The following is a 19,761-nucleotide window of genomic DNA, read 5'->3' as shown; positions in this document are numbered from 1 at the left end:
CGCGGAAGGCGGCACGACGGGCGGCACGGAAGCCTGCGCAACGGGCGGCGCGGAAGGCGGCGCGGAGGGCGGCACGACGGGCGACGCGGAAGGCGGCACGACGGGCGGCGTGGAAGCCTGCGGGCCCCACGGCGCGAAGAGGGCGGCGGACTGCGCGAAAGGGGCAGCGGGCGACGTGAAAGGGGCAGCGGGCGGCGCGAAGGGGGCGGCGGGCGGTCCGGAAAGGGCGGGTCCGACCGGACGGTGGCGGTAGCGGCGGAAGGCCAGGAAAGCCGGGATGGCCAGCACCAGGAGGAGGATTGCCGCTAGGGGAAAGCCCGTCAGATCGGGTGCGGCAGCGGGGGTCAGGTCTATGCCGGCCAGATCTATGGCGGCTATGGCCAGAGTGCCCGCGGCGGCGATTGTGGTGAAAGCTATGGCGGCTGGGGGCCCGGCGGTGGGGGTGGACATGCGTACACCCTGGACCGCACCGACCAGGCACAAGCCGGCGGCGAAAAGCAGGGGTTGGGTGATGATGGCGGCCAGTGGGAGGTCGGGGACGGCGGCCGTGGCGGCCAGCAGCAGCAAGCCGGTCTCGGCGGTGATGAGGAGGCCGAAACCCACGATGACGCCCAGCGGGAAGAGCTGCCACGGGTGGCGCACCCAGCGGCTCAGGCGGCCGCGCAGGCCGTAGAGGGTGGCCGAACGGCCCGTGAGCGCGCCGATCAGGACGACCAGGTTGAGGGCCCCGAGGATGGCCAGGAAGACGCCGGCGGGGGTGGCGCTCGCGGACGGCCGCACGATCATCGCCAGCAGGAATGTCACCGAGAAGACCGTGGTGGCCGAGCCCAGCGAGAACCAGAGGGCCGCCGACGGCGAGCGTGAGAAACGGCTGATCACCGCTACGTGCCGGGCGTCGCAAGCGTGCCGTATTCCGAGCAGGTACGCGACGATGCCGACGCCGGCCAGGGCCGGCTCGCGGGACAGCACCACGATGCCGGCTAGGTGCAGCAGGCCGACGACCGCGGCCATCACCACAAGAATGTGCCGCTGTGCCCTGTGGTCCGTCATGCCGGGGATTCGGCGCCGGACGGCCCCCGGATGACCGTCGGCCGGTTTATGCGGATTCGCGAATGGCTTCCAGGAAGACCTCGGAGCGGTGCTCGTAATTGCGGAACCGGCCGTAGCTGGGTGCGCCCGGCGACAGCAGCACGGCGCCTCCGCTCGGTGTGGTCTCGCGGGCCAGGCGTACGGCCGAATGAAGATCGTCGGCCTGGTGGGTCACGATGCCGTCGAGGCCGGCCAGCTCGGCCACGATGCGCGGGCCGCTGTCGGGCATGCCGATCACCGTCAGTTGCTTGTCGCGGAGGAACTCTCGTAGCGGGGAGTAGTCGAGACCGCGGTCGTTGCCGCCGACCAGCACGGTCAGTGGGCGGCCGGCGTAGGCGTCGATGGCGTGCATGGTCGCGTACGGGCTGGTCGACAGGGTGTCGTCGACGAAGGTGACGCCGGACGGGTCCTCGATCTCGGCCAGCCGGTGCGGCAGGCCCTCGAAGGTGGCGACGGCCTCGGCCAGCGCGTCCTTCTGACCGGGGACGTCGATGCCGATGCCGTCGAGCACCGCGAGCGCCACGCAGAGGTTGCGGCCGTTGTGGGCGCCCTTCAACTTCAAGGAAGAGCGCGGGAACAGCGGCTCGTCCGAGCAGTAGACGGTGTCGTCCTCGATGCGGAAGCGGGAGTCGTCGGCCGCGGCCGGCACCGGCGGGAAGCCGTTGACGTCGGTGACGCCGCGGATCTCGGCCCGCAGGCGGTCGTCGGCGCCGTTCACGACGATCAGGTCGGGGTCGTGCCGCAGGATGTTGAGCTTGTCGCGGTAGTACTCGCGCTCGCCGCCGTGCGCGTCCAGATGCTCGGGGAACAGCGAGCTCACCACGGCCACGTGCGGCGAGTCGGTCAGGTCGGCGCACTGGTAGCTGGACAGCTCCAGCACGTACTGCTCCGCCTCGGGAAGATCCAGCAGGGGTACGCCGATGTTGCCGCCGAAGACGTTGGGGCGGCCCACGGCGGCGAGCAGGTGGCTGATCAGGCTCGACGTGGTGCTTTTTCCCTTACTGCCGGTGACGCCGATCGTGCGCGCGGCGTGATCGGCCATCCAGAGGGCGCTACCGCCGGTGACCGGGATGCCGCGCTCGCGCAGCTGGGCCATCCACGGGTGCGTGTTCGGCACGCCGGGCGAGCGCACGACCACGTCGGCGCTGACCAGGGCGGGGAACGCGTGATCGCCGCCGGCCAGCGGGGCCAGGTCGGCCAGCGGGGAGCTCCACTCCACGGACAGGAAGTTGGCGCTGTCGTCGACCGCCATCAGGCGCGACGGCCCGTGCGCGGCGATCGCGGTGACCGCGGCCCGCCCCTCCCGGCCGGTCCCCCACACGGCCACCGAGCGGCCTTTCAGGTCTGCCAGGCGCACGTCGTCCCCTCCTCGATGAGTCGCACTAGTATTGCCGGTCGGCCCTACGACAGGAGTTTCCGGGTGCAGTTCGACGTCATGCGCTTCCCCTCGTACGCCTTCGACCCGTCGACCGGTGTCGCGACGTTCGACTACGTGCTCGACGGCCCGGAGCCGCTGGAGTTCACCGAGACGATCACGCTGCCGGTCCCTGACCAAAGCGACGAGAGCCGCGAGGAGGCGCTTCACCGCGTACTCGATCTGCTCCATGTCGTCGCCGGGGTGAGCTACTTCAAGGTCGGCGCCCCGCGCCGGATCGTCGCCCCCAAGCCCGTGCCGCCGGCCGCCGCCGACTTCTTCACCGCGGTCTACACCAAGGGCATGGCCGAGTACGCGTACCGCAACCAGCTCCCGCACGTGCTCGAGGCCGTGGTCGAGGTGCCGTCCGGTGCGACAAAAGCTGCGGAAAGCGACAATTCCGGCAGGAGGCCGCTCTCCGCGGTCGGCGGCGGCAAGGACTCCATCGTCACCCTGGAGATCCTGCGCGCGGCCGGCCTCGACCCGGTGCCGTTCTCGGTCAACCCCAACCCGGTGATCAAGAACGTGAACGCCGCCTCCGGCCTGGACGCGCTGGCCGCCCGCCGTCAGCTCGACCCGCGCCTGTTCGAGCTGAACAAGGCCGGCGCCCTCAACGGCCACATCCCGGTCACCGCGATCAACTCGCTGATCGCCGTCGCCACCGCGGTCTGGCACGGGCTCGGGCCGGTCGTGATGTCGAACGAGCGCTCCGCCTCCGACCCCAACCTGATCTGGAACGGTCACGAGGTCAACCACCAGTGGTCCAAGGGCGTCGAGGCCGAGGGCCTGCTGCGGGCCGCCATCACCGCGCACGTGGGCCTCACCGAGCCGTACTTCTCGCTGCTCCGCTCGCTCTCCGAGCTGCACATCGCCCAGCTGTACGCGCGGCACGACCGCTACGACGACGTGGTGACCAGCTGCAACAAGGCGTTCAAGCTGCACGACCCGACGGCCCGCTGGTGCGGTGACTGCCCCAAGTGCCGTTTCGTCTTCCTGGCCATGGCCCCGGCCATGGATCGGGCCCGGCTCACCCGCATCTTCGGCAAGGACCTGTTCGCCGACGTCGAGCAGGTGCCCGGCTTCCTGGAGCTGCTCGGCATCGACGCGCACAAGCCGTTCGAGTGCGTCGGCGAGGTGGAGGAGTCGCTGGTGGCGCTCTCCATGCTCGACGACGACGCGCCGGTGCTGGTGGCGCTGCGGGCGGCGGTGCCCGGCACGGCATGGGCGGCCGCGTCCCGCGACGACGTGCTGACCCCGGGCGGCCCGACGTTCGTGCCCGCGGCGTACGCGAAGGTCCTGACGGATGCCCTCTGACGGCATCTACGTCGGTAAGGCCGACGTCGACGCACCGGAGGAGAAGGGCTGGCTGCTGGGCCACTTCCGGCCGCCGGGCGACCCGCGCCACAGCACCGACGTGGAGATCAAGTGGGGTCGCCACGTCAAGGGCGACCGTCGCGCGCGGTGGGTGACCGGCGAGGAGCGGGAAGCCCTGCTCATGCTGATCAGCGGCCGCTTCCATGTGGAGCTGCCGGACCGCACGGTGGTGCTGACCGAGCCCGGCGACTACGTGGTGTGGGGGCGCGGCGTCGACCACTCGTGGGTGGCCGAGGAGGAGTCGGTGGTGCTGACGGTCCGGTGGCCGTCGATTCCGGGTTATGCGGTGCCGTGACTCATTCCGGCGGGTCGTGGTGGATGCGCTCGGGAGCGACGCCGAGCTGGTGCAGCGCCACCGACGTGGCGGCCACCATCAGCGGCGGGCCGGCCAGGAAGACCTCGTGGCCCGACCATTCGCCGTAGGCCGCGACCGCCTCGGTGACCAGGCCCGGCGCGTACGGCCCGGGATCGCCCTCGGCGACGACGGGCACGACGGTGGCCCGGCGCGCGGCCCGCGCGATCTCGGTGAGCGCCTCGATGTCATAAAGCTGCGAGAGATCCCGTACGCCCCAGAAAAGCACCGCCGACCGCTCGTCCCCCGTCTCGGCGAGCTGCGTCAGCAGCGCCTTGAAAGGCACCACCCCGGTGTCCCCCGCGATCATCAGCAGGTGCCGCCGCGGATCGGCCGGCAGCGTCATCGTGCCCTCGGCCCGGCTCAGGCGCACCCGATCGCCGACCCGCGTCCGATGCACGAGCGTGCCGCTGACCCCCGACTCGGTCTTGGCCCGCACATGCAGCTCGACCACGTCATCCCGGGCCGGCGCACCCGCCAGCGAATAGGGCCGCCAGATCGCCGGCAACTCACGCACCTGGATCCGCGCATATTGCCCGGCGCGGAAAGGCATGGGCAAGAACGGTCTTAGCCGTACGACCGCGAGGTCCGGCCGCCGCAGCTGATGCTCCACCACGACCGCGTCCCAGACCGGCGGCGCATAGGCCGCGGAAGCTCCACCGTGCACTATCCATTCATAGGCGTGCTGCCACGTCGACCGCCAGGCCACATCGAAGTCGAGCCGCCACTGCCCGGCCGCCATGCCGGTCCGCATGGCCTCGGCCAGCGCCGCCCCCACCAGCTGAAGCTGCGCCGCCTTGATCCCGCAGGCGGCCAGCGCCGCCCCGAGCCGCCCGCACCCTTCGACGAGCACCGGCGGCCGGTCGAGGTTGTGCACGAGCCAGGTCATGGCCTTGGCCAGCTGCCCGACCTGCGTGGCCGCCCCACCCGGCAGCGTGGCCAGCAGTCCCGGCTGCGCCTGCATCAGGGCGGCCCGCAGCCGCTCGGACACGTCAAGCGGCCCACCGGCGAAGGTCAAACTGGTGCTGAGCAGCCGCTGCGTCTGCCGCAGAAGCGCGTCATCGGCCGGGTCCATCCCGTCCCCGGCATTCACCCGCGTCACCAGTGGCGGCATCACATGAGGCAGGTCCATCCCGGGCAGCCGCCGCATCCCACTCGGATTCTCCTGCGGTACGCCACGACCCCCGGCCGCCCATCGAGGCCGGGCCCCCGCACTCGCGCCCCCAGTCCATCGAGCCCGCGCCCCGCCCGCCGAGCCACCACCGAGCGGCCGTGCGTTCCCGCTCCCGGCCGCCCCTTCGACACCTGTTTCCGGCCACGTGGTGGGCTGAATCTCGGACCCGGGCCGCCGAACAGGAAGCCCGGTGAACCGGTTCCGATGCGGCCGCCCCACCGCTTCGGCCCCATCGTCCTCGTCGAATCCCCCGGCATCGGAATCGCCAGGCACGGGAGGCCACGCGACGGCGCCGCCCGCCTCGTTCCGCCCCAGGCCAGGCGGCACAGCATCCCCGGGCAGGCCACCCGGCCCCGCATTCCTGGTCACCCGCGGCGTGCTGGTGAGTCCCGAGATGACGGGCCGGCCACCCGGGGCCCGCGACGGCGCGGGCCTTCGGTCCCAAAAACTCCGTCCCGTCGAAGCACTGTCCGCCCGCTTCTCCGGCAGGTCATCGAAATGCGGCGGCTCCCCGTCCTCCGCCATCGGCGAGTGCACGACGCGGCCGGCACCCGCCGGTGGAACGGGGTCGATCAGATCCGGCGGCGGGGACGGGGAGCCCTGGGCCGCCGCCGCCCAGCGCGGCCGCAGTTGCTGACCCGGACTCGCACCCTCGGCCGAAATGTGCGGAGAGGCGGCGGGCAGACCGAGACGGGGCGCACCCGGGGGCAGAATGCTGTGCGCTTCGCCCGGGGCCAGGGCACCATGGGCTTCGCCCGGGGGCAGGGCGTTGTGTGCCTCGCCCGGGGGCAGCGCCGGATGTTCGTCCTCGTCGCGCTGATGGGAGAGCTCGTACAGGGCCGCGGCGGTGTCGGCAACGCCGGCCGCCACCGCGTCCGGGGCGGCCTGGCGCAGGCGGATCGCCCGCAGCAGGGCCAGCAAGTGCTGGTCTCCCCCGGAGCCCGTACCCGATCCGGACGTCACCGTTACCCACCCCCGCTGGACGGCTTGCCCCTCCACCGTACTGCTACAAACCACCGCATTTCGCCGCTACGACTCAACGTCTGCCCGCCGTCCGGGATCACCGCCGGCGGAGGGAATTCACGGCAGGGCGGTGGCCATGCGTTTCACTGCCTCGGTGAGGATTTCGGGGCTGGTGGCGAAATTGAGGCGCATGTGGCCGGCGCCGGTGGCGCCGAACTTCGTGCCGGGCTCCAAGGCCACGCGGGCTCGGCTGAGGAAGTGGTCGCGGGGCTCGTCGTCGCGGCCTAAGGCCGAAGCGTCGAGCCAGGCCAGATAGGTGGCCTCGGGTGGGGTCCAGGTCACGGTGGGCAGGTGAGATCCCAGCAGGTCGACGAGCTGGGTGCGGCGCTGGGCCAGGGTGGCGCGCAGCGAGGCCAGCCAAGCGTCACCCTCGGTGAAGGCGGCGATCGTGGCCAGGACGCCCAGGTGACCCACCCGGTCGTCGGGGTTTGTGGGGAAGCGGGCCACCGCCTGGGCCATGCGAGGACCGGCGGTGACCACCGCCGCGCATTTCAGGCCGGCCGTGTTGAAGGCCTTGCTGGCCGAGATGACGCTGACCGCGATGTCGGCCGCGCCGGGAAGGGCGAGGATCGGGGTGAACGTCGCGCCCGGCAGGACCAGCGGGGCGTGGATCTCGTCGCTGATCACGGGGACGCGGTAGAGGCGGGCCAGGCGGACCAGCTCGGTCAACTCGTCCGCGGTGTGCACGCGGCCGACGGGGTTGTGCGGGTTGCAGAGGATGTACGCCGCGGGGTGGGTGGCGAACGCGGCCTCCAGGGCGGCCAGGTCGAGGCGGTAGCCGGCGGCGCCGCGGGCCAGGGGCACCTCGAGGATGCGGGCGCCGACCTCGGGCACCCAGTCGAAGAACGGCGAGTAGACCGGCGGGCTGATCACCACGGCGTCGCCGGGGCGGGCCAGGGCGCGCATCGTCTCGACCACGCCGATGCCGACGTCGGTGACCGCTGTGACCTGGGCCGGGTCGAGCTCCCAGCCCCACTGGCGGCCGGCGAAGGCGGCCAGGGCCTGGCCCAGCTCCGGAGTGGACGACGCGTAGCCCAGGTCGCCGCGGCTCACGGCCTCGGTCAGCGCCGCTGTGACCGGTGGGGCCAGGTCGTAGTCCATCTCGGCCACGAACAGGGGCAGCACGTCGCCCGGGAAGGCTCGCCATTTCTCACTGCGCCGCCGCCGCAGCTCGGCCAACGGCGCCACCGGAAGCTCGTCGCTCATGGGTCCATCTAGGCGGCCAGGCGGGGGTTGCGCAACCGATAGACGACCGAGGGGCGAAGCGGGCCCGGCGGGACGGTCGGATCGTCGAAGTCGTCGGACGGGTCGTGGGTCATGCCGAGGCGGCGCATCACCGCGTGGGAGCGCACATTCCCGGCCGCCGCGATGGCGAGGATCTCCGGCAGGCGGAGCTGCGTGAACCCGTACTCGAGAACCGCGCTCGCCGCCTCCGTCGCGTAACCCTTCCCCCAGGCCTTCCGGGCCAGGCGCCAGCCGGCCTCGGTCCCGTGGAACGGCACCTCCTCGTCGACCGGATCAAGCCCGGCCATGCCGATCAGGCCGCCCTCGTCCGGCGCTTCGACGGCCCACCAGCCCCAGCCGCGCTCCGCCAGCTCGGCCCGGAAGTGTTCCAGCGAGCCCCGCGACTGCTCCCTGGTCAGCACCGACGGGAAGAACTCACGGACCTCCGGGTCCGCGTTCAGCTCGGCCCAGGCGTCGAGGTCGTCGTCGCGCCACTGGCGCAGGATGAGGCGGGAGGTGCGCAATTCAGTCATCGGCGACAGCCTATCGGCGTTTTTTCCGGGAACCGTGTGCGGGGACCTCCGCCGTTTGCAAGGCTTCGGCCAGGATTCCCGAGCCGACGCGAGGGCACACCCATGACCATCAGCCATCACCGCACGGCCAGCGGACGACCGTTGCGGGTCTCTCCGGCGTGGGTCGGTGCCGCTCGCCCGCCCGCCGGCTCGGCGGGACACGACGACCATCTTCCGGTGCGGGAGGCGGTCTGGGTTTGGGGTGTACGGCGGTACGCGCGCCTCGCGCTGTGGGCGCTGCCGGCGGCGTCCCTGCTGTACGGATGGACCACGCTCGGCATCGACACCGCGCCCGGGCCCCTGGTCGTCGAGGTGGCCGCGAACTGGCTGGCCGCCATCGCGATGATCGCCCTGGCCGGGCTGCTGGCCGGCGCCCGGACCCGGCGGACGGCGCTGGCCGGGTTGCTGCTGGGCCTGGGCGGGCTGGTGCTGACCCTGCCCCTGGCCGCGCTGCCCAAGGGCACGGTGGCCGCCGGGGCGCCGCTCACCGCCGATCAGCTGCATCTCGTCGCGGTGACCGCCGCCGCCACGGCCGGCATCGGCTGGCTGGTGCTGGGCTGGGCGGTCTTCCGCTCGCGCCTCGTCAACCCGGCCGACGGCGTACTCCTCATGCTTGCCGCTGTTGCTCTCGGCGCCGGCGCGGAGGCCCGGCAACCGCTGCCGACCGTGGGCGCCCTGCTGCTCCTGGCGGCCGGAACCGGGCTCGCCTGGACGGGTGGGCGGTTGATCCCGAAGACCTGAATGGCATGCTCGGTGCATGACAAAGGTGGTCGCCGACATCTCGGTTTCGCTGGACGGGTTCGTCACCGGGCCTGACCCCGGTCCGGACAACGGGCTCGGCACCGGAGGCGAGGGCCTGCACCGGTGGGTCTTCGAGGGCGACGCGATCGACCGCGCCGTTCTCCAGGAGACGACCGACGCGACCGGCGCCGTCGTCATGGGCCGGGCCCTGTTCGACATCGTCGACGGCCCGCACGGGTGGAACGACGAGGTGGGTTACGGTGCCGGGCTCAACGCGGTCCCGCCGGTGCTGGTCGTGACGTCCAACCCTCCCGATTCCGTACGGCTGGGCGACCGGTTCAGCTTCGTCGTGGACGGTGTGCGCAGCGCCGTGGCGAAGGCGACCGCGCTGGCCGACGAGCGGGACGTGGTCATCATGGGCGGCGGCGCGGTGATCCGCGGCGCGATCGAGGCCGGTGTCGTCGACGAGCTGCGGCTTCATCTCTCGCCGGTGCTTCTCGGCTCGGGCACCCCGCTGTTCGACGGCGCGTCGCCGCGGCAGCTGCGCCAGATCCACGTGCGGGCCTCGGGCCACGCCACCCACCTCACGTACCGGGTGGACTGACACCAGTGGTTTTCGAGATCACCGACCCGGGCGACGAGCGGCTGGGCGACTACCACGCGCTGACCGACCTGGAGCTGCGCACCAAGTGGGAGCCGCCCAATGGGCTCTTCATCGCCGAGGGTGAGCTGGTGCTGCGGCGGGCGCTGCGGGCCGGTTACCGCCCCCGGTCCTATCTGATCGACGCCAAGCGCACCGATCAGATCGCCGACCTGCCGGACGACGCCCCGATCTACGCCGCCACGCCGGCCGTGCTGGAGAAGGTGACCGGCTTCCACGTGCACCGGGGTGTGCTGGCGTCGTTCCACCGCCGGCCGCTGCCGTCGGCCGCGGACGTCGTCGAGGGCGCGCGCCGGGTCGCCGTGCTCGAGGACGTCAACAACCACACCAACATCGGTGCGGTCTTCCGCGGGGCGGCCGCCCTGGGCATTGACGCGGTGCTGCTGTCGCCGACCTGCGCCGATCCGCTCTACCGGCGCAGCGTGCGGGTGAGCATGGGTGAGGTCTTCGCCGTCCCGTACGCCACTCTGGAGCCCTGGCCGCAGGGCCTGCAACAGCTGCGCGACGCCGGCTTCACCGTGCTCGCCCTGACCCCGGACCCCGACGCGGTGGCTTTGCAGCGGCTGACCACGGAGCAGCGGGAGCGCACGGCCCTGCTGCTCGGCGCCGAGGGGCCGGGCCTGTCGAAGAACGCGCTGGCCGCCAGCGACGTACCGGTGAAGATTCCGATGCGCCGCAACGTGGACTCCCTGAATGTCGCCGCGGCCGCAGCAGTGGCTTTCTGGGAGCTGGGCCGCGACGACTCCGAGATTTACCCGTCCAACCACCCCGCCGGCCACCCTTGACCGGACTGAAGGCTATCCACTGCGGCGGTTCCCGTACTGCCGGGGGCTCTGCACCGAGCCGCGGCCGTGCGGGCCGCCGTGCGAGTGCTCGGTGTGGTGCTGATGACCCTTGGCCTTGCCCTTGGCCGCACGACGGGCGGCGCGGTTCAGGAACTCCTCGGGCTGCTCGGCTTCCGGCGTCTCGTCCGGGGACTCGGAATTTGCGGTGGACTCAGACATCCGTGCCTCCTGAAGCTTCCATGGCCGCGCGAGAAACCGGGCGGCAGCATGATTATCACCGCTCGGGCGCGACACGGCCGACCCGTTCGGGCCGGCCGTGATCAAAATCCGCCGTGATCAGATCCTCAGGCGCGCTCGCGGCGCCCCTCGAGATCGGCCGCGCCGTTGTAGTCGGCGCCGCCCAGGGCGGCCGACGGCGGGATCGGCTCGGGAGCGGGCAGGGCGGCCGTCTTGTCGGGGTCGCCGCTGACCTGAGCCTCCGCCTCCCGTACGGCCTCATTGATCTTGCTGGCCTCGGCCGCCGCGGCCTGGGCCGCGGCCACCGCCTCGCGCTCGACGGCGGCCGCGTCGACACCCGCCTTGGGCGCGTCGCCGGCCATGTTGGCCAGACCGCCCAGGGCGCCGCCCAGACCGTCGAGGGCCTTGGTCAGCTCGGTCGGCACGATCCAGACCTTGTTGGCCGAGCCGTTCGCGATCTGGGGCAGGGCCTGCAGGTACTGGTACGCCAGGACCTTCTGCGACGGGTTCGCCGTGTGGATCGCGTCGAAGACCGTACGGATGGCCTTGGCCTGGCCTTCCGCCTGAAGGATGCGGGCCTGCCGGTCACCGTCGGCCCGCAGCACCGCGGCCTGCTTCTCACCCTCGGCCGTGAGGATCTGCGACTGCTTGTGACCCTCGGCGTTCAGGATCGCGGCCCGGCGGTCACGCTCGGCGCGCATCTGCTTCTCCATCGAGTCGCGGATGCTCGGCGGCGGCTCGATCGCCTTGATCTCGACGCGGGTGACCTTGATCCCCCAGCGGCCGGTGGTCTCGTCCAGCACCGACGACAGGTGCCGGTTGATCTCCTCGCGGCTGGTGAGCGCACGTTCCAGGTCGAGCGAGCCGATGACGTTACGCAGCGTCGTGACGGTCAGCTGCTCTATGGCCTGGAGGAAGTTGGCGATCTCGTACGTGGCCCGGACCGGGTCGACCACCTTGAAGTAGAGCACCGTGTCGATCGAGACGACCAGGTTGTCGGAGGTGATCACCGGCTGGGGCGGGAAGGAGACGACCTGCTCGCGCATGTCCACCTTGCTGCGCACCGAGTCGACGAACGGCACCAGCAGGTTCAGACCCGGGCTGAGGGTCCGCTTGTACTTGCCCAGGCGCTCCACGACGTCCATACGCTGCTGGGGGACGATGCGGACGGACCGGAGCAACGTGACGATGGCGAACACCACGATCACGATGATGAGTACACCGATCACAGCTTCCATGGCGCCTCTCTATATGTTGGGCAGGTCGTCGCGCCACACGATGGCGGTGGCGCCCTTGACCTTGATGACCCGGACGCGTTCGCCGGGTAGGTATTTCTCGTTGCCGTCGAAGGAACGGGCCTGCCAGAGCTCCCCGTCCAGCTTGATCATGCCCCGGTCGGCGTCGACCTCCTCGAGCACCAGCCCGTGGCTGCCCTCGATCGCCTCCACCCCGAACGGCGTCTCGCCCGTCTCGGAGGCGGGCTTGGCGTGCCGCATGATGATCGGCCGGAGCGCGCCGACCGAGACGCCGGAGACCAGCGCGAACGTGATCACCTGGACCAGCAGCGGCGCGCCCAGGGCGGCCACACCGGCCGCGGCGAGAGCGCCCGCCGCGAAGAAGATGATGAGAAACGTGGCCGTGAAAGCCTCGGCGATCGCCAATGCGATGCCTAGCACGATCCAGAGAACCGCTTCCACACCACGATCGTTGCACGCCCGCGCACGTACGGCGACTTCCCATACACCGAGCGCAGATTCGGGGCATCGGGGGCGACACTCAATCCGTCTTACATAGTTGTACCCATCAGTCGTTTATCGAGAGGGTCCACCGTGTCGCCGATTCCATCGCTGCTACCGCAGACCGGCCGGCGGGTCGATGAGATCGCCGCGCGGGCGCAGTCCGACGGGCGTACGCCGTCGTTCGCCCTGGCCATCGTGCGGGACCGGGCGGTGCTGCACCAGTCCTTCGCCGGGGAGCATCCCCGGCCGGACGCGAAGACGCAGTACCGTCTCGGCTCGATCACCAAGACCCTGACCGCGACCATGGTCATGCAGCTGCGCGACGAGGGCTTCTTCGCCCTCGACGACCTCCTCTACCGTCACCTGCCGGGCACCCCGATCGGCGGCGTGACCCTGCGCCAGCTGCTCGGCCACGTCTCCGGCCTGCAACGCGAGCCGGACGGCGCCTGGTGGGAGCGGGCCACCGGCGGCGACGTCGACCAGTTGCTGGCCGAGCTCGGCTACGACAAGGTGGCCGGCCCGCCGTTCCGCCGCTTCCGCTACTCCAACCTGGCCTACGGCCTGCTCGGCGCGGTGCTGGAGAAGGTGACGGGCGAGAGCTGGCAGGCCCTGGCGGCCAAGCGGGTGCTCGACCCGCTGGGCATGAAGAGGACGACGTACGCCCCGGTCGAGCCCTTCGCCCGCGGCTACGTGGTCCACGCGCTGGGCGGCGCGATGCACGAGGAGCCGCGCCTCGACTCGGGCGCGATGGCCCCGGCGGGCCAGCTCTGGTCCACGATCACCGACATGGCCAAGTGGGCGGCCTTCTGGACCGACCCGGCACCGACGGTGCTGTCCCGCGAGACGGTCGACGAGATGTGCGCCCCCGTGGTGATCAGCGACCTGGAGTCGTGGACGGCCGGGCACGGCCTGGGCCCCCAGCTGTTCCGGGTGGGCGAGCGCGTCTTCGTCGGCCACGGCGGCTCCATGCCCGGCTACGTGGCCCAGCTCGCGGTCCACCGCCGCAGCCGGCTGGGCGTGGTCGCGTTCGCCAACGCGTACGGCCTGACCGGCACCACCATCAAGCAGGTGGCCCTCGACGCCCTGACCACGGTCCTGGACGCCGAGCCCCCGGCCCCGCCGGCGCCGTGGCAGCCGTCCACCCCGCCCACCGGCGAGGCGGCGGCCCTGGTCGGCCGCTGGTGGTGGATGGGCCGCGAATATGAGATCGTCACCGACGGCGACGCCCTGGAGATGACCGGACCGTTCCACTGGTCCCGTTTCACGAGGGAGGCCCCCGACCGCTGGCGCGGCGTGGACGGTGAGAACGAGGGCGAGGTCCTCGCGGTCCTGCGCAGCCCGGAGGGTGAGGTCGCCGGCCTCGACATCGCCACGTTCGTCTTCAGCCGCGACCCCTCCCACCTGGCCTGAGGAGTTCGATGTCCAGAACCGACACGGCTTTCCGAGTGATCGCGGCTCCCGTCGACCGGGTGTACGCGGCGCTCGTCGACGCCGAGGCGCTCACGGCCTGGCTGCCACCCGACGGGATGAGCGGGCGGTTCGAGCGGTTCGACGCGCGGCCGGGCGGGTCGTACCGGCTCGTGCTGACCTACGCCGACGCCGCGGCCGCGCCCGGCAAGACCACCGCGGACTCGGACGTCGTCGAGGCCCGCTTCGTCGACGTCGTCCCCGGCGTGCGGGTCGTGCAGGCCGTCGACTTCGTCTCCGACGATCCGGACCAGGCCGGAACCATGACGATGACCTGGGAGGTCACGGCGGTCGAGCGGGGCACCCGCGTGGAGTTCCGGGCCGATGACGTGCCGGCCGGCATCTCGGCCGAGGACCACGCGACCGGCATGAACTCCTCGCTGGCCAACCTCGCGGAGCACCTCGAGGGGTGACTCAGATGATGCCGCCGTTGGCGCGGACGGTCTGGCCGTTCACCCAGTGGCCGGCCGGGGAGGCCAGGAAGGCGATGACGCCGGCGATGTCCTCGGGCTGGCCGAGGCGCTCGAGCGGGGGCTGCTTGGCCAGGTTGTCGATGACGGACTGGTCCTTGCCGTTGAGGAACAGGTCGGTGGCGGTGGGGCCGGGAGCCACGGCGTTGACGGTGATGTTGCGGCCACGCAGCTCGCGGGCCAGGACCAGGATCATGGCCTCGACGGCGCCCTTGCTGGCGGCGTAGGCCGAGTAGGCCGGGAACTGAAGGCCCACCACCGAGGTGGAGACCATGATGACGGCGCCGCCGTCGCGCAGGCGGCGGGCGGCCTCGCGGGCGACCACGAAGCTGCCGCGGATGTTGGTGCGGTGCATGCGGTCGAAATCGTCGAGGTCGAGGTCGGCCAGCGGGGACAGCAGCATCAGGCCGGCCGAGTTGACGACGACGTCGACGCCGCCGAACTCCTTCTCGGCCAGGTCGAACATGCCGGCCACGGCCTGCTCGTCGGCGACGTCGGCCTGTGCCGCGACGGCACGGCCGCCGGCCTGGGTGACCAGCGCGACGGTCTCCTCGGCGGCCGCCGGCGATCCGGCGTAACCGACGACCACGTCGTTGCCGGCGGCGCCGAGGGCGATGGCGGCGGCGCGGCCGATCCCGCGCGACGCACCGGTGACAACAGCTACAGCCATGAGTCTCACCTCAATGATCATGCCGATACGCCCACTGCGTATCGCTGATACGAGGACCATAGCACGCCCGGAAGCGACGATACGAGTTCCGCGTATCACTGATTCGCGGAGGCGAGGGGGTCATACCCACAGCCAGGCCGAGGGTCACCAGGGCGATGCCCGCCCACACCAGCGGGCTGGGCATGTCGCCGCCGAGCGCCACGCCGGTGGCGGCGGCCGCGATCGGCGCGATGCCGGTCAGCAGGCCGGCGCGGGCCGAGCCCAACCGCGAGACGCACGTGTACCAGAGCACGAACGCCAAGGCGGTCACCGCGACGGCCAGGTAGACGCCGGCGAACACGTGCGAGGCGTGCAGGCGGGGCGACGGGCCCTCGACGAAGAGCGCGAAGACGCCGAACACCCCGGCCGCCATCCACGTCGAGTGCACCGACACGCCCAGCGGCCCGTGCCGGTTCAGCAGCGGGACGGCCAGCAGCGTGAAGCCGGCCTCGCAGATGAAGGTGACCAGGGCCCACAGCAACCCGATCCCGTCCGCCCGCCCCAGCCCTTGCACGAGCACCGCCCCGGCCGTGACCACCCCCGCCGCCAGCAACAGCCGCGGCGCCGGCGTGTGGCCCTCCAGCAGCGGGCCACCGACCGCCAGCAGCAGTGGCACGCAGGCCACGGCCACACCGAGGACCGCCGGCTCGGCGTGCTCGGCGCCGTGCACGAGGGCCAGGTTGAAGACGAACATGCCGGTGACCACGACGCCGGCCAGCCAGAGCCATTCGGCGCCGCGCGGGCGCACCAGCCGGCGGCCGATGAGCCGGGCGTAGAGCAGCAGCAACAGGCAGGCCACCGCGTACCGCAGGGCCTGCACGGTCAGGTTGGGCGCGTCGACGAGCACGCCCGAGACGGCCACGCTGCCACCGACGAAGACCATTCCGAGGGCGCCCGAAAGGGCGGGTAGAGACTTCACACCAGTCATGCTCGTCCGCGGTATGGTCCGCTTGAAGGGCCAATCAAGGTCCACCCAGGAGGACCAATGTCCGACTTCCTCCAGCTCCGGCCGGACGAGGCGCCGCCCAAGGGCCTCACCGCCTGGCTGGCCGGCGCCCTGCGCGCCGCGATCACCACCGGCCGCCTCACGCCCGGCGCCAAACTGCCCGCGACCCGGCTCCTCGCGGCCGAGCTCGCCGTCTCCCGCGGCGTCGTCGTCGACGCCTACCAGCGGCTCGTCGACGAAGGGCTGGCCACCGCGCGCACCGGCGCCGGCACGATCGTCTCGGCCGCACCGGCGACGCCGGCCCGGACCACCGACCGCCGCCGCGCCCTGGCCGCGATCCGGCTACCGCTGCCGCCGCCCGACGGCATCGACATCGACCTGTCCCCCGGCGTTCCCGACCTCGCCGCCTTCCCGCGCGCCGCCTGGCTGCGGGCCGAGCGGGCGGTCTTCGACGAGATCACCGCGGCCGACCTGGGCTACGGCGATCCGGGCGGCACGCCGCGCCTGCGCACCGAGCTGGCGTCCTGGCTGGCCCGCGTCCGCGGGGTCCGCTGCGAGCCCGACGACGTCATCGTGGTCGGCGGCGTCGCCCAGGCCCTGGCGTTGCTGGCGCAGACGTTGCACGCGCGGAACAGGACCGCTGTCGCGGTCGAGGACCCCGGGTCACGCGGGGCGAGGGACCAGCTGGCCCATTGGGGTGTACGCCCGGAGGCGGTGCCCATCGACGAGCAGGGGCTCCGGGTCGGCGCGCTGACCCAGGACGCGGCCCTGCTCACCCCGGCCCACCAGTTCCCGACCGGGGTCGTGCTGAGCCCGGCCCGGCGGCGGGCGCTCCTCACATGGCCCGGGCTGATCATCGAGGACGACTACGACGCCGAGCACCGCTACGACCGGGCGCCGGTCGCGGCCCTGCAAGGCTCGGCGCCCGATCACGTCGCGTACTGCGGAAGCGTCTCCAAATCCCTTGCCCCGGGGATGCGGCTCGGCTGGCTGGTGGCGCCCCGGCCGATGCAGGCCGAGCTGCTCGCGGCCAAACACGACAGCGATCTCGGCAACCCGGCCCTGCCTCAGCTGGTGCTGGCCCGGCTGCTGGCGAGCGGCGACTACGAGCGGCATCTGCGGACCGTCCGGTCACGGCAGCGGCGACGGCGTGATGCCCTGCTGGCCGGGCTGAGGCAGCACCTGCCGGGCTGCCGTGTCACGGGCGTCGCCGCCGGGCTCCACCTGCTGATCATGACGCCCGGGGACACGCCCGACACGGTGCTCGCGGAACGGGCGGCCGCGCGTACGGGCGTACTCGTGCATCCCCTGTCGTGGCACCGCATGGAACCCGGACCGCCGGGTCTGATCCTGGGTTATGCGGCGCAGCCGCCGGATCGCCTCGCCGAGGCCGCGCGCCGCCTCGCCAGCATCATGGGACCGTGACAAAGTCGATCAACCGCTCCATCGAGTTGATGAGCGGTGTCTCGACGTCCTTGTAGCTGCTCACCGAGCGCAGGATCCGCCGCCACATGTCGGCCGGCTCGCGCACACCGACGGCCTGGCAGATCCCCTCCTTCCAGGGGCGGCCGGGCGGGATCACCGGCCACTTCGACAGGCCCACCCGCTCCGGCTTGACCGCCTGCCAGATGTCGACATACGGGTGACCGGTGACCATCACGTTCGGGTCGGTGACGGCGGCCACGATCCGGCTCTCTTTCGAGCCCGCCACCAGATGGTCGACGAGCACGCCCAGCCGGCGCTGCGGGCCCGGCTGGAAACCGCGGACCGCCCCCGCGAGGTCGTCGATGCCGTCCAGCGGCTCCACCACGATGCCCTCGATGCGCAGGTCGTCGCCCCAGATCCGCTCGACCAGGGCCGCGTCGTGGATGCCCTCGACCCAGATGCGGCTCGCCTTGGCCACCTGCGCCCGCACGTTGTCGACGGCGATCGAGCCCGACGCGGTGACCCGACGCTGGGCCTGCGCCGGGGCCGCGGCCGGCTTGCGCAGCGTGACCGGGCGACCGTCCAGCAGGAACGCGGCCGGCGCCAGCGGAAAGTTGCGCCGCTTGCCGAACCTGTCCTCGAGCACCACCGCGCCCAGCTCGAAGCCGATCACCGCGCCGCAGAAGCCGGACTCGGCGTCCTCGACCACCAGGTCCCGCTCGGCGTCCACCTCGGGCGCGACCTTCCGCTTGCGCCAGTCGCCCTTCAGCACGTCCTCCCCATACATGCAAGGCACCGTAACCCGTGCGCTGAGACACGGGACTTATGACTCTCCGGCCGAGACAAGCTTCCCGGTGGGCACGTACCCTTGCTCGCATGTCCCCCGCAGCTGATGCGGCCACCCGCACCACGCGGCGCTCCACCCGGTTCGTGTCCTGGGTTCGCGCCTGGCGTGCCGGGCTCGTGCCGTTCGACGAGCTCGCCGACGAGATCGCCCACGACGAGGAGCACCTCTTCGCCGACGCGCCCGGCACCTGGACCGACGTGCCGCTGCCGCAGGGCCTCCCGGCGTTCGCCAAGGTGCACCCCGACGACATCCGGCTGGTCCTGCCCGCGCCGGGCGACCCGCGCGGCCTGCCCGGCCCGGGCGAGCTGACCGGCGCCGCGATGCTGGCCGGCGAGGCCGTGATGACCCCCGACTTCGGCGTGGTGCCCGACGTCCGCCGGCATGTCTCCGGCTCCGGCGTCGAGTTCGAGACGGTGGTGTGGCGCTACTTCCCGGTCGAGGGATACCGCCCGGTCTTCCAGATGGGCGCGGCCGAGGCCGAGAGCGAGCTGACCCTGGCCCTGTCCGAGGCCACGGCCCAGCTGACCAAGCTCGACGTGGCCCAGTGGAAACCCGAGCTGGCCGGCGCGCTGCAACAGCTGCGCCGCCCGGAGAGCACGGCAACGCTGCCGCCCGGCTTCGACCCGCGCGCCCGCCGGCTGTTCGCCCGGGCCAGCGTGCTCGACCAGGTGCTGGCGCTCGCCGGAAGCAACGCGCCCGGCGGCGCGGTGAACGGCTTCGAGGCGCAGCAACGCGACGCGGCGTTGCGCCCGCTGACCACCGCGTGCCGGCAGGCACTGGTCGCCGCCTGCAACTCGCCGCTGCATGCCTGACCGGTTCCTGCATTGCACGTTCTGCGGGGCCCGTTTCGGCGCCGTACGCGACTGGCCGCGCCGCTGCGGCGCCTGCGGCGAGACCACCTACCGCAACCCGGCCCCGGTCGGTGTCGCGGTCCAGCCGGTCGGCGGCGGCCTGCTGACGGTCCGGCGCGCCATCCCCCCGGCCGCCGGCAAGCTCGCCCTGCCCGGCGGCTTCATCGACTTCGGCGAGGCGTGGCCCGAGGCCGTCGTCCGCGAACTCTTCGAGGAGACCGGGCTTCAGGCAAACCCTTCCGAGGTACGCCTGTACGACACCCTGAGCGCCCCCGACGGCACATTGCTCGTCTTCGGCCTGCTGCCACCCCTGGCCCACGTCTCCGACATGCCCCTGTCCGAGCCGAACGACGAGTCCCTCGGCTGGCAGATCCTGGCCGCCCCTGAGGAGCTGGGCTTCACTTTGCACACAGCAATCGCCAACCGCTGGTTCGCCTCCCGCTAGCGCCATCCCTTTAGGACGCCTCAGGCCGCCCTCTTCCCCCCGGCCGCTTCTCCCCACCCCCTTGCCGTCGCCTTCTCCCCCTGGCCTTCTCGCCCTCTCCCCTCTCCCCTCGCTCCTCGCCCCCTCGCCCTCCCCTTCTCGCCTCGCCCTCCCGCCCCGCCCCCTCGCGCCCTTACGCCCTCGTTTTCTCCCCCTCGCCCTCGCCCTCGCGCCCTC

The 19,761-nt window shown here is 72.1% G+C and carries 21 protein-coding genes; 10 read left to right on the top strand and 11 right to left on the bottom strand.

Translation table 11 applies throughout. The features are described 5' to 3' along the window. Together CRP55_RS51970 and murD are read right to left on the bottom strand one after the other, a co-directional pair. On the bottom strand, positions 1 to 1,050 hold a 1,050-nt coding region (locus tag CRP55_RS51970; RefSeq protein WP_179855040.1), incomplete at its 3' end, for a HoxN/HupN/NixA family nickel/cobalt transporter. A gap of 46 nt (positions 1,051 to 1,096) precedes the next feature. Continuing rightward, a complete protein-coding gene (murD, locus tag CRP55_RS06770) occupies positions 1,097 to 2,446 on the bottom strand; it encodes a UDP-N-acetylmuramoyl-L-alanine--D-glutamate ligase (RefSeq protein WP_097318809.1) in 1,350 nt (449 codons plus the stop codon). Between the two features lie 78 nt (positions 2,447 to 2,524). Here murD and CRP55_RS06765 point away from each other — a divergent pair, with 78 nt between their 5' ends. Both CRP55_RS06765 and CRP55_RS06760 read left to right on the top strand, forming a co-directional pair. Continuing rightward, positions 2,525 to 3,817 (top strand): MurL-like N-terminal domain-containing, encoded by a 1,293-nt coding sequence (locus tag CRP55_RS06765; RefSeq protein ID WP_097319211.1) that lies wholly within the window; start codon positions 2,525 to 2,527, stop codon positions 3,815 to 3,817. Beyond that, on the top strand, positions 3,807 to 4,172 hold the full coding sequence (locus tag CRP55_RS06760; RefSeq protein ID WP_097318808.1) for a cupin domain-containing protein: 366 nt from the start codon (positions 3,807 to 3,809) through the stop codon (positions 4,170 to 4,172). Before CRP55_RS06765 ends, CRP55_RS06760 begins: the two co-directional genes overlap by 11 nt. A 1-nt stretch (position 4,173) precedes the next feature. Here the strand turns inward: CRP55_RS06760 and CRP55_RS06755 are convergent, their stop codons facing one another. From CRP55_RS06755 to CRP55_RS06745, 3 genes are all read right to left on the bottom strand, one after another. Continuing rightward, positions 4,174 to 5,331, bottom strand: coding sequence for a globin (locus CRP55_RS06755; RefSeq protein WP_245922852.1), 1,158 nt, complete (start codon positions 5,329 to 5,331; stop codon positions 4,174 to 4,176). A gap of 1,152 nt (positions 5,332 to 6,483) precedes the next feature. Beyond that, entirely contained in the window at positions 6,484 to 7,632 is a 1,149-nt protein-coding gene (locus CRP55_RS06750) for a MalY/PatB family protein (protein ID WP_097318807.1), read from the bottom strand. A gap of 8 nt (positions 7,633 to 7,640) precedes the next feature. Further along, positions 7,641 to 8,183: a GNAT family N-acetyltransferase gene (locus tag CRP55_RS06745; RefSeq protein ID WP_097318806.1), complete on the bottom strand. Its 543-nt coding sequence runs from the start codon at positions 8,181 to 8,183 to the stop codon at positions 7,641 to 7,643. A gap of 102 nt (positions 8,184 to 8,285) precedes the next feature. On the opposite strand from CRP55_RS06745, the gene CRP55_RS06740 reads away from it, so the two are divergent. The 3 genes from CRP55_RS06740 to CRP55_RS06730 are packed head-to-tail and all read left to right on the top strand — an operon-like array spanning position 8,286 to position 10,409. Then, positions 8,286 to 8,963, top strand: a complete 678-nt coding sequence (locus CRP55_RS06740; RefSeq protein WP_179855039.1) for a hypothetical protein — start codon at positions 8,286 to 8,288, stop codon at positions 8,961 to 8,963. A 16-nt stretch (positions 8,964 to 8,979) separates the two neighbouring features. After that, positions 8,980 to 9,567, top strand: coding sequence for a dihydrofolate reductase family protein (locus tag CRP55_RS06735; RefSeq protein WP_097318805.1), 588 nt, complete (start codon positions 8,980 to 8,982; stop codon positions 9,565 to 9,567). Between the two features lie 5 nt (positions 9,568 to 9,572). Continuing rightward, complete coding sequence (locus tag CRP55_RS06730) at positions 9,573 to 10,409, top strand: TrmH family RNA methyltransferase (RefSeq protein WP_097318804.1); 837 nt, start codon at positions 9,573 to 9,575, stop codon at positions 10,407 to 10,409. Between the two features lie 12 nt (positions 10,410 to 10,421). On the opposite strand, the gene CRP55_RS06725 is transcribed toward CRP55_RS06730, so the two are convergent. From CRP55_RS06725 to CRP55_RS06715, 3 genes are all read right to left on the bottom strand, one after another. Then, the gene (locus CRP55_RS06725; RefSeq protein WP_097318803.1) at positions 10,422 to 10,628 is read right to left on the bottom strand and encodes a hypothetical protein; all 207 of its coding nucleotides are present in this window, start codon (positions 10,626 to 10,628) and stop codon (positions 10,422 to 10,424) included. A gap of 125 nt (positions 10,629 to 10,753) precedes the next feature. Further along, a complete protein-coding gene (locus tag CRP55_RS06720) occupies positions 10,754 to 11,884 on the bottom strand; it encodes an SPFH domain-containing protein (protein WP_097318802.1) in 1,131 nt (376 codons plus the stop codon). Positions 11,885 to 11,893: 9 nt separating this feature from the next. Then, positions 11,894 to 12,343: an NfeD family protein gene (locus CRP55_RS06715; RefSeq protein WP_097318801.1), complete on the bottom strand. Its 450-nt coding sequence runs from the start codon at positions 12,341 to 12,343 to the stop codon at positions 11,894 to 11,896. Between the two features lie 132 nt (positions 12,344 to 12,475). Between CRP55_RS06715 and CRP55_RS06710 the strand changes: the two genes are divergently transcribed. Then, a complete protein-coding gene (locus CRP55_RS06710; RefSeq protein WP_097318800.1) occupies positions 12,476 to 13,795 on the top strand; it encodes a serine hydrolase domain-containing protein in 1,320 nt (439 codons plus the stop codon). An 8-nt stretch (positions 13,796 to 13,803) separates the two neighbouring features. After that, positions 13,804 to 14,265: an SRPBCC domain-containing protein gene (locus tag CRP55_RS06705; RefSeq protein WP_097318799.1), complete on the top strand. Its 462-nt coding sequence runs from the start codon at positions 13,804 to 13,806 to the stop codon at positions 14,263 to 14,265. Between the two features lies 1 nt (position 14,266). Here the strand turns inward: CRP55_RS06705 and CRP55_RS06700 are convergent, their stop codons facing one another. Both CRP55_RS06700 and CRP55_RS06695 read right to left on the bottom strand, forming a co-directional pair. Next, entirely contained in the window at positions 14,267 to 14,992 is a 726-nt protein-coding gene (locus CRP55_RS06700; protein WP_245922851.1) for an SDR family oxidoreductase, read from the bottom strand. 10 nt (positions 14,993 to 15,002) lie between these two features. Then, positions 15,003 to 15,959, bottom strand: coding sequence for a DMT family transporter (locus tag CRP55_RS06695; protein ID WP_097318797.1), 957 nt, complete (start codon positions 15,957 to 15,959; stop codon positions 15,003 to 15,005). Between the two features lie 57 nt (positions 15,960 to 16,016). Here CRP55_RS06695 and pdxR point away from each other — a divergent pair, with 57 nt between their 5' ends. Further along, positions 16,017 to 17,402, top strand: coding sequence for a MocR-like pyridoxine biosynthesis transcription factor PdxR (gene pdxR, locus CRP55_RS06690; protein WP_097318796.1), 1,386 nt, complete (start codon positions 16,017 to 16,019; stop codon positions 17,400 to 17,402). On the opposite strand, the gene CRP55_RS06685 is transcribed toward pdxR, so the two are convergent. Beyond that, the gene (locus tag CRP55_RS06685) at positions 17,389 to 18,189 is read right to left on the bottom strand and encodes a DUF3097 domain-containing protein (RefSeq protein ID WP_097318795.1); all 801 of its coding nucleotides are present in this window, start codon (positions 18,187 to 18,189) and stop codon (positions 17,389 to 17,391) included. The genes pdxR and CRP55_RS06685 overlap by 14 nt on opposite strands. A gap of 89 nt (positions 18,190 to 18,278) precedes the next feature. Between CRP55_RS06685 and CRP55_RS06680 the strand changes: the two genes are divergently transcribed. Then, the gene (locus CRP55_RS06680; protein ID WP_097318794.1) at positions 18,279 to 19,061 is read left to right on the top strand and encodes an Rv1486c family protein; all 783 of its coding nucleotides are present in this window, start codon (positions 18,279 to 18,281) and stop codon (positions 19,059 to 19,061) included. Further along, the gene (locus CRP55_RS06675; protein ID WP_097318793.1) at positions 19,054 to 19,545 is read left to right on the top strand and encodes an NUDIX domain-containing protein; all 492 of its coding nucleotides are present in this window, start codon (positions 19,054 to 19,056) and stop codon (positions 19,543 to 19,545) included. Before CRP55_RS06680 ends, CRP55_RS06675 begins: the two co-directional genes overlap by 8 nt. The last annotated feature ends 216 nt before the right edge of the window (positions 19,546 to 19,761 follow it).

The sequence above is a fragment of the Paractinoplanes atraurantiacus genome (genome assembly GCF_900215205.1).
GTDB classification, from domain to species: domain Bacteria; phylum Actinomycetota; class Actinomycetes; order Mycobacteriales; family Micromonosporaceae; genus Actinoplanes; species Actinoplanes atraurantiacus.
The sequence above is the reverse complement of the archived record's forward strand: the minus strand, read 5'-3'. Positions and strand labels throughout refer to the sequence as shown.

Excerpts from the sequence above, each read along its gene's own strand:
- CRP55_RS06765 (WP_097319211.1), top strand. The coding sequence starts at position 2,525 with ATGCGCTTCCCCTCGTACGCCTTCGACCCGTCGACCGGTGTCGCGACG.
- CRP55_RS06760 (WP_097318808.1), top strand. The coding sequence starts at position 3,807 with ATGCCCTCTGACGGCATCTACGTCGGTAAGGCCGACGTCGACGCACCG.
- CRP55_RS06750 (WP_097318807.1), bottom strand. The coding sequence starts at position 7,632 with ATGAGCGACGAGCTTCCGGTGGCGCCGTTGGCCGAGCTGCGGCGGCGG.
- CRP55_RS06745 (WP_097318806.1), bottom strand. The coding sequence starts at position 8,183 with ATGACTGAATTGCGCACCTCCCGCCTCATCCTGCGCCAGTGGCGCGAC.
- CRP55_RS06740 (WP_179855039.1), top strand. The coding sequence starts at position 8,286 with ATGACCATCAGCCATCACCGCACGGCCAGCGGACGACCGTTGCGGGTC.
- CRP55_RS06735 (WP_097318805.1), top strand. The coding sequence starts at position 8,980 with ATGACAAAGGTGGTCGCCGACATCTCGGTTTCGCTGGACGGGTTCGTC.
- CRP55_RS06725 (WP_097318803.1), bottom strand. The coding sequence starts at position 10,628 with ATGTCTGAGTCCACCGCAAATTCCGAGTCCCCGGACGAGACGCCGGAA.
- CRP55_RS06720 (WP_097318802.1), bottom strand. The coding sequence starts at position 11,884 with ATGGAAGCTGTGATCGGTGTACTCATCATCGTGATCGTGGTGTTCGCC.
- CRP55_RS06705 (WP_097318799.1), top strand. The coding sequence starts at position 13,804 with ATGTCCAGAACCGACACGGCTTTCCGAGTGATCGCGGCTCCCGTCGAC.
- CRP55_RS06700 (WP_245922851.1), bottom strand. The coding sequence starts at position 14,992 with ATGGCTGTAGCTGTTGTCACCGGTGCGTCGCGCGGGATCGGCCGCGCC.
- CRP55_RS06695 (WP_097318797.1), bottom strand. The coding sequence starts at position 15,959 with ATGACTGGTGTGAAGTCTCTACCCGCCCTTTCGGGCGCCCTCGGAATG.
- pdxR (WP_097318796.1), top strand. The coding sequence starts at position 16,017 with ATGTCCGACTTCCTCCAGCTCCGGCCGGACGAGGCGCCGCCCAAGGGC.
- CRP55_RS06685 (WP_097318795.1), bottom strand. The coding sequence starts at position 18,189 with ATGTATGGGGAGGACGTGCTGAAGGGCGACTGGCGCAAGCGGAAGGTC.
- CRP55_RS06680 (WP_097318794.1), top strand. The coding sequence starts at position 18,279 with ATGTCCCCCGCAGCTGATGCGGCCACCCGCACCACGCGGCGCTCCACC.
- CRP55_RS06675 (WP_097318793.1), top strand. The coding sequence starts at position 19,054 with ATGCCTGACCGGTTCCTGCATTGCACGTTCTGCGGGGCCCGTTTCGGC.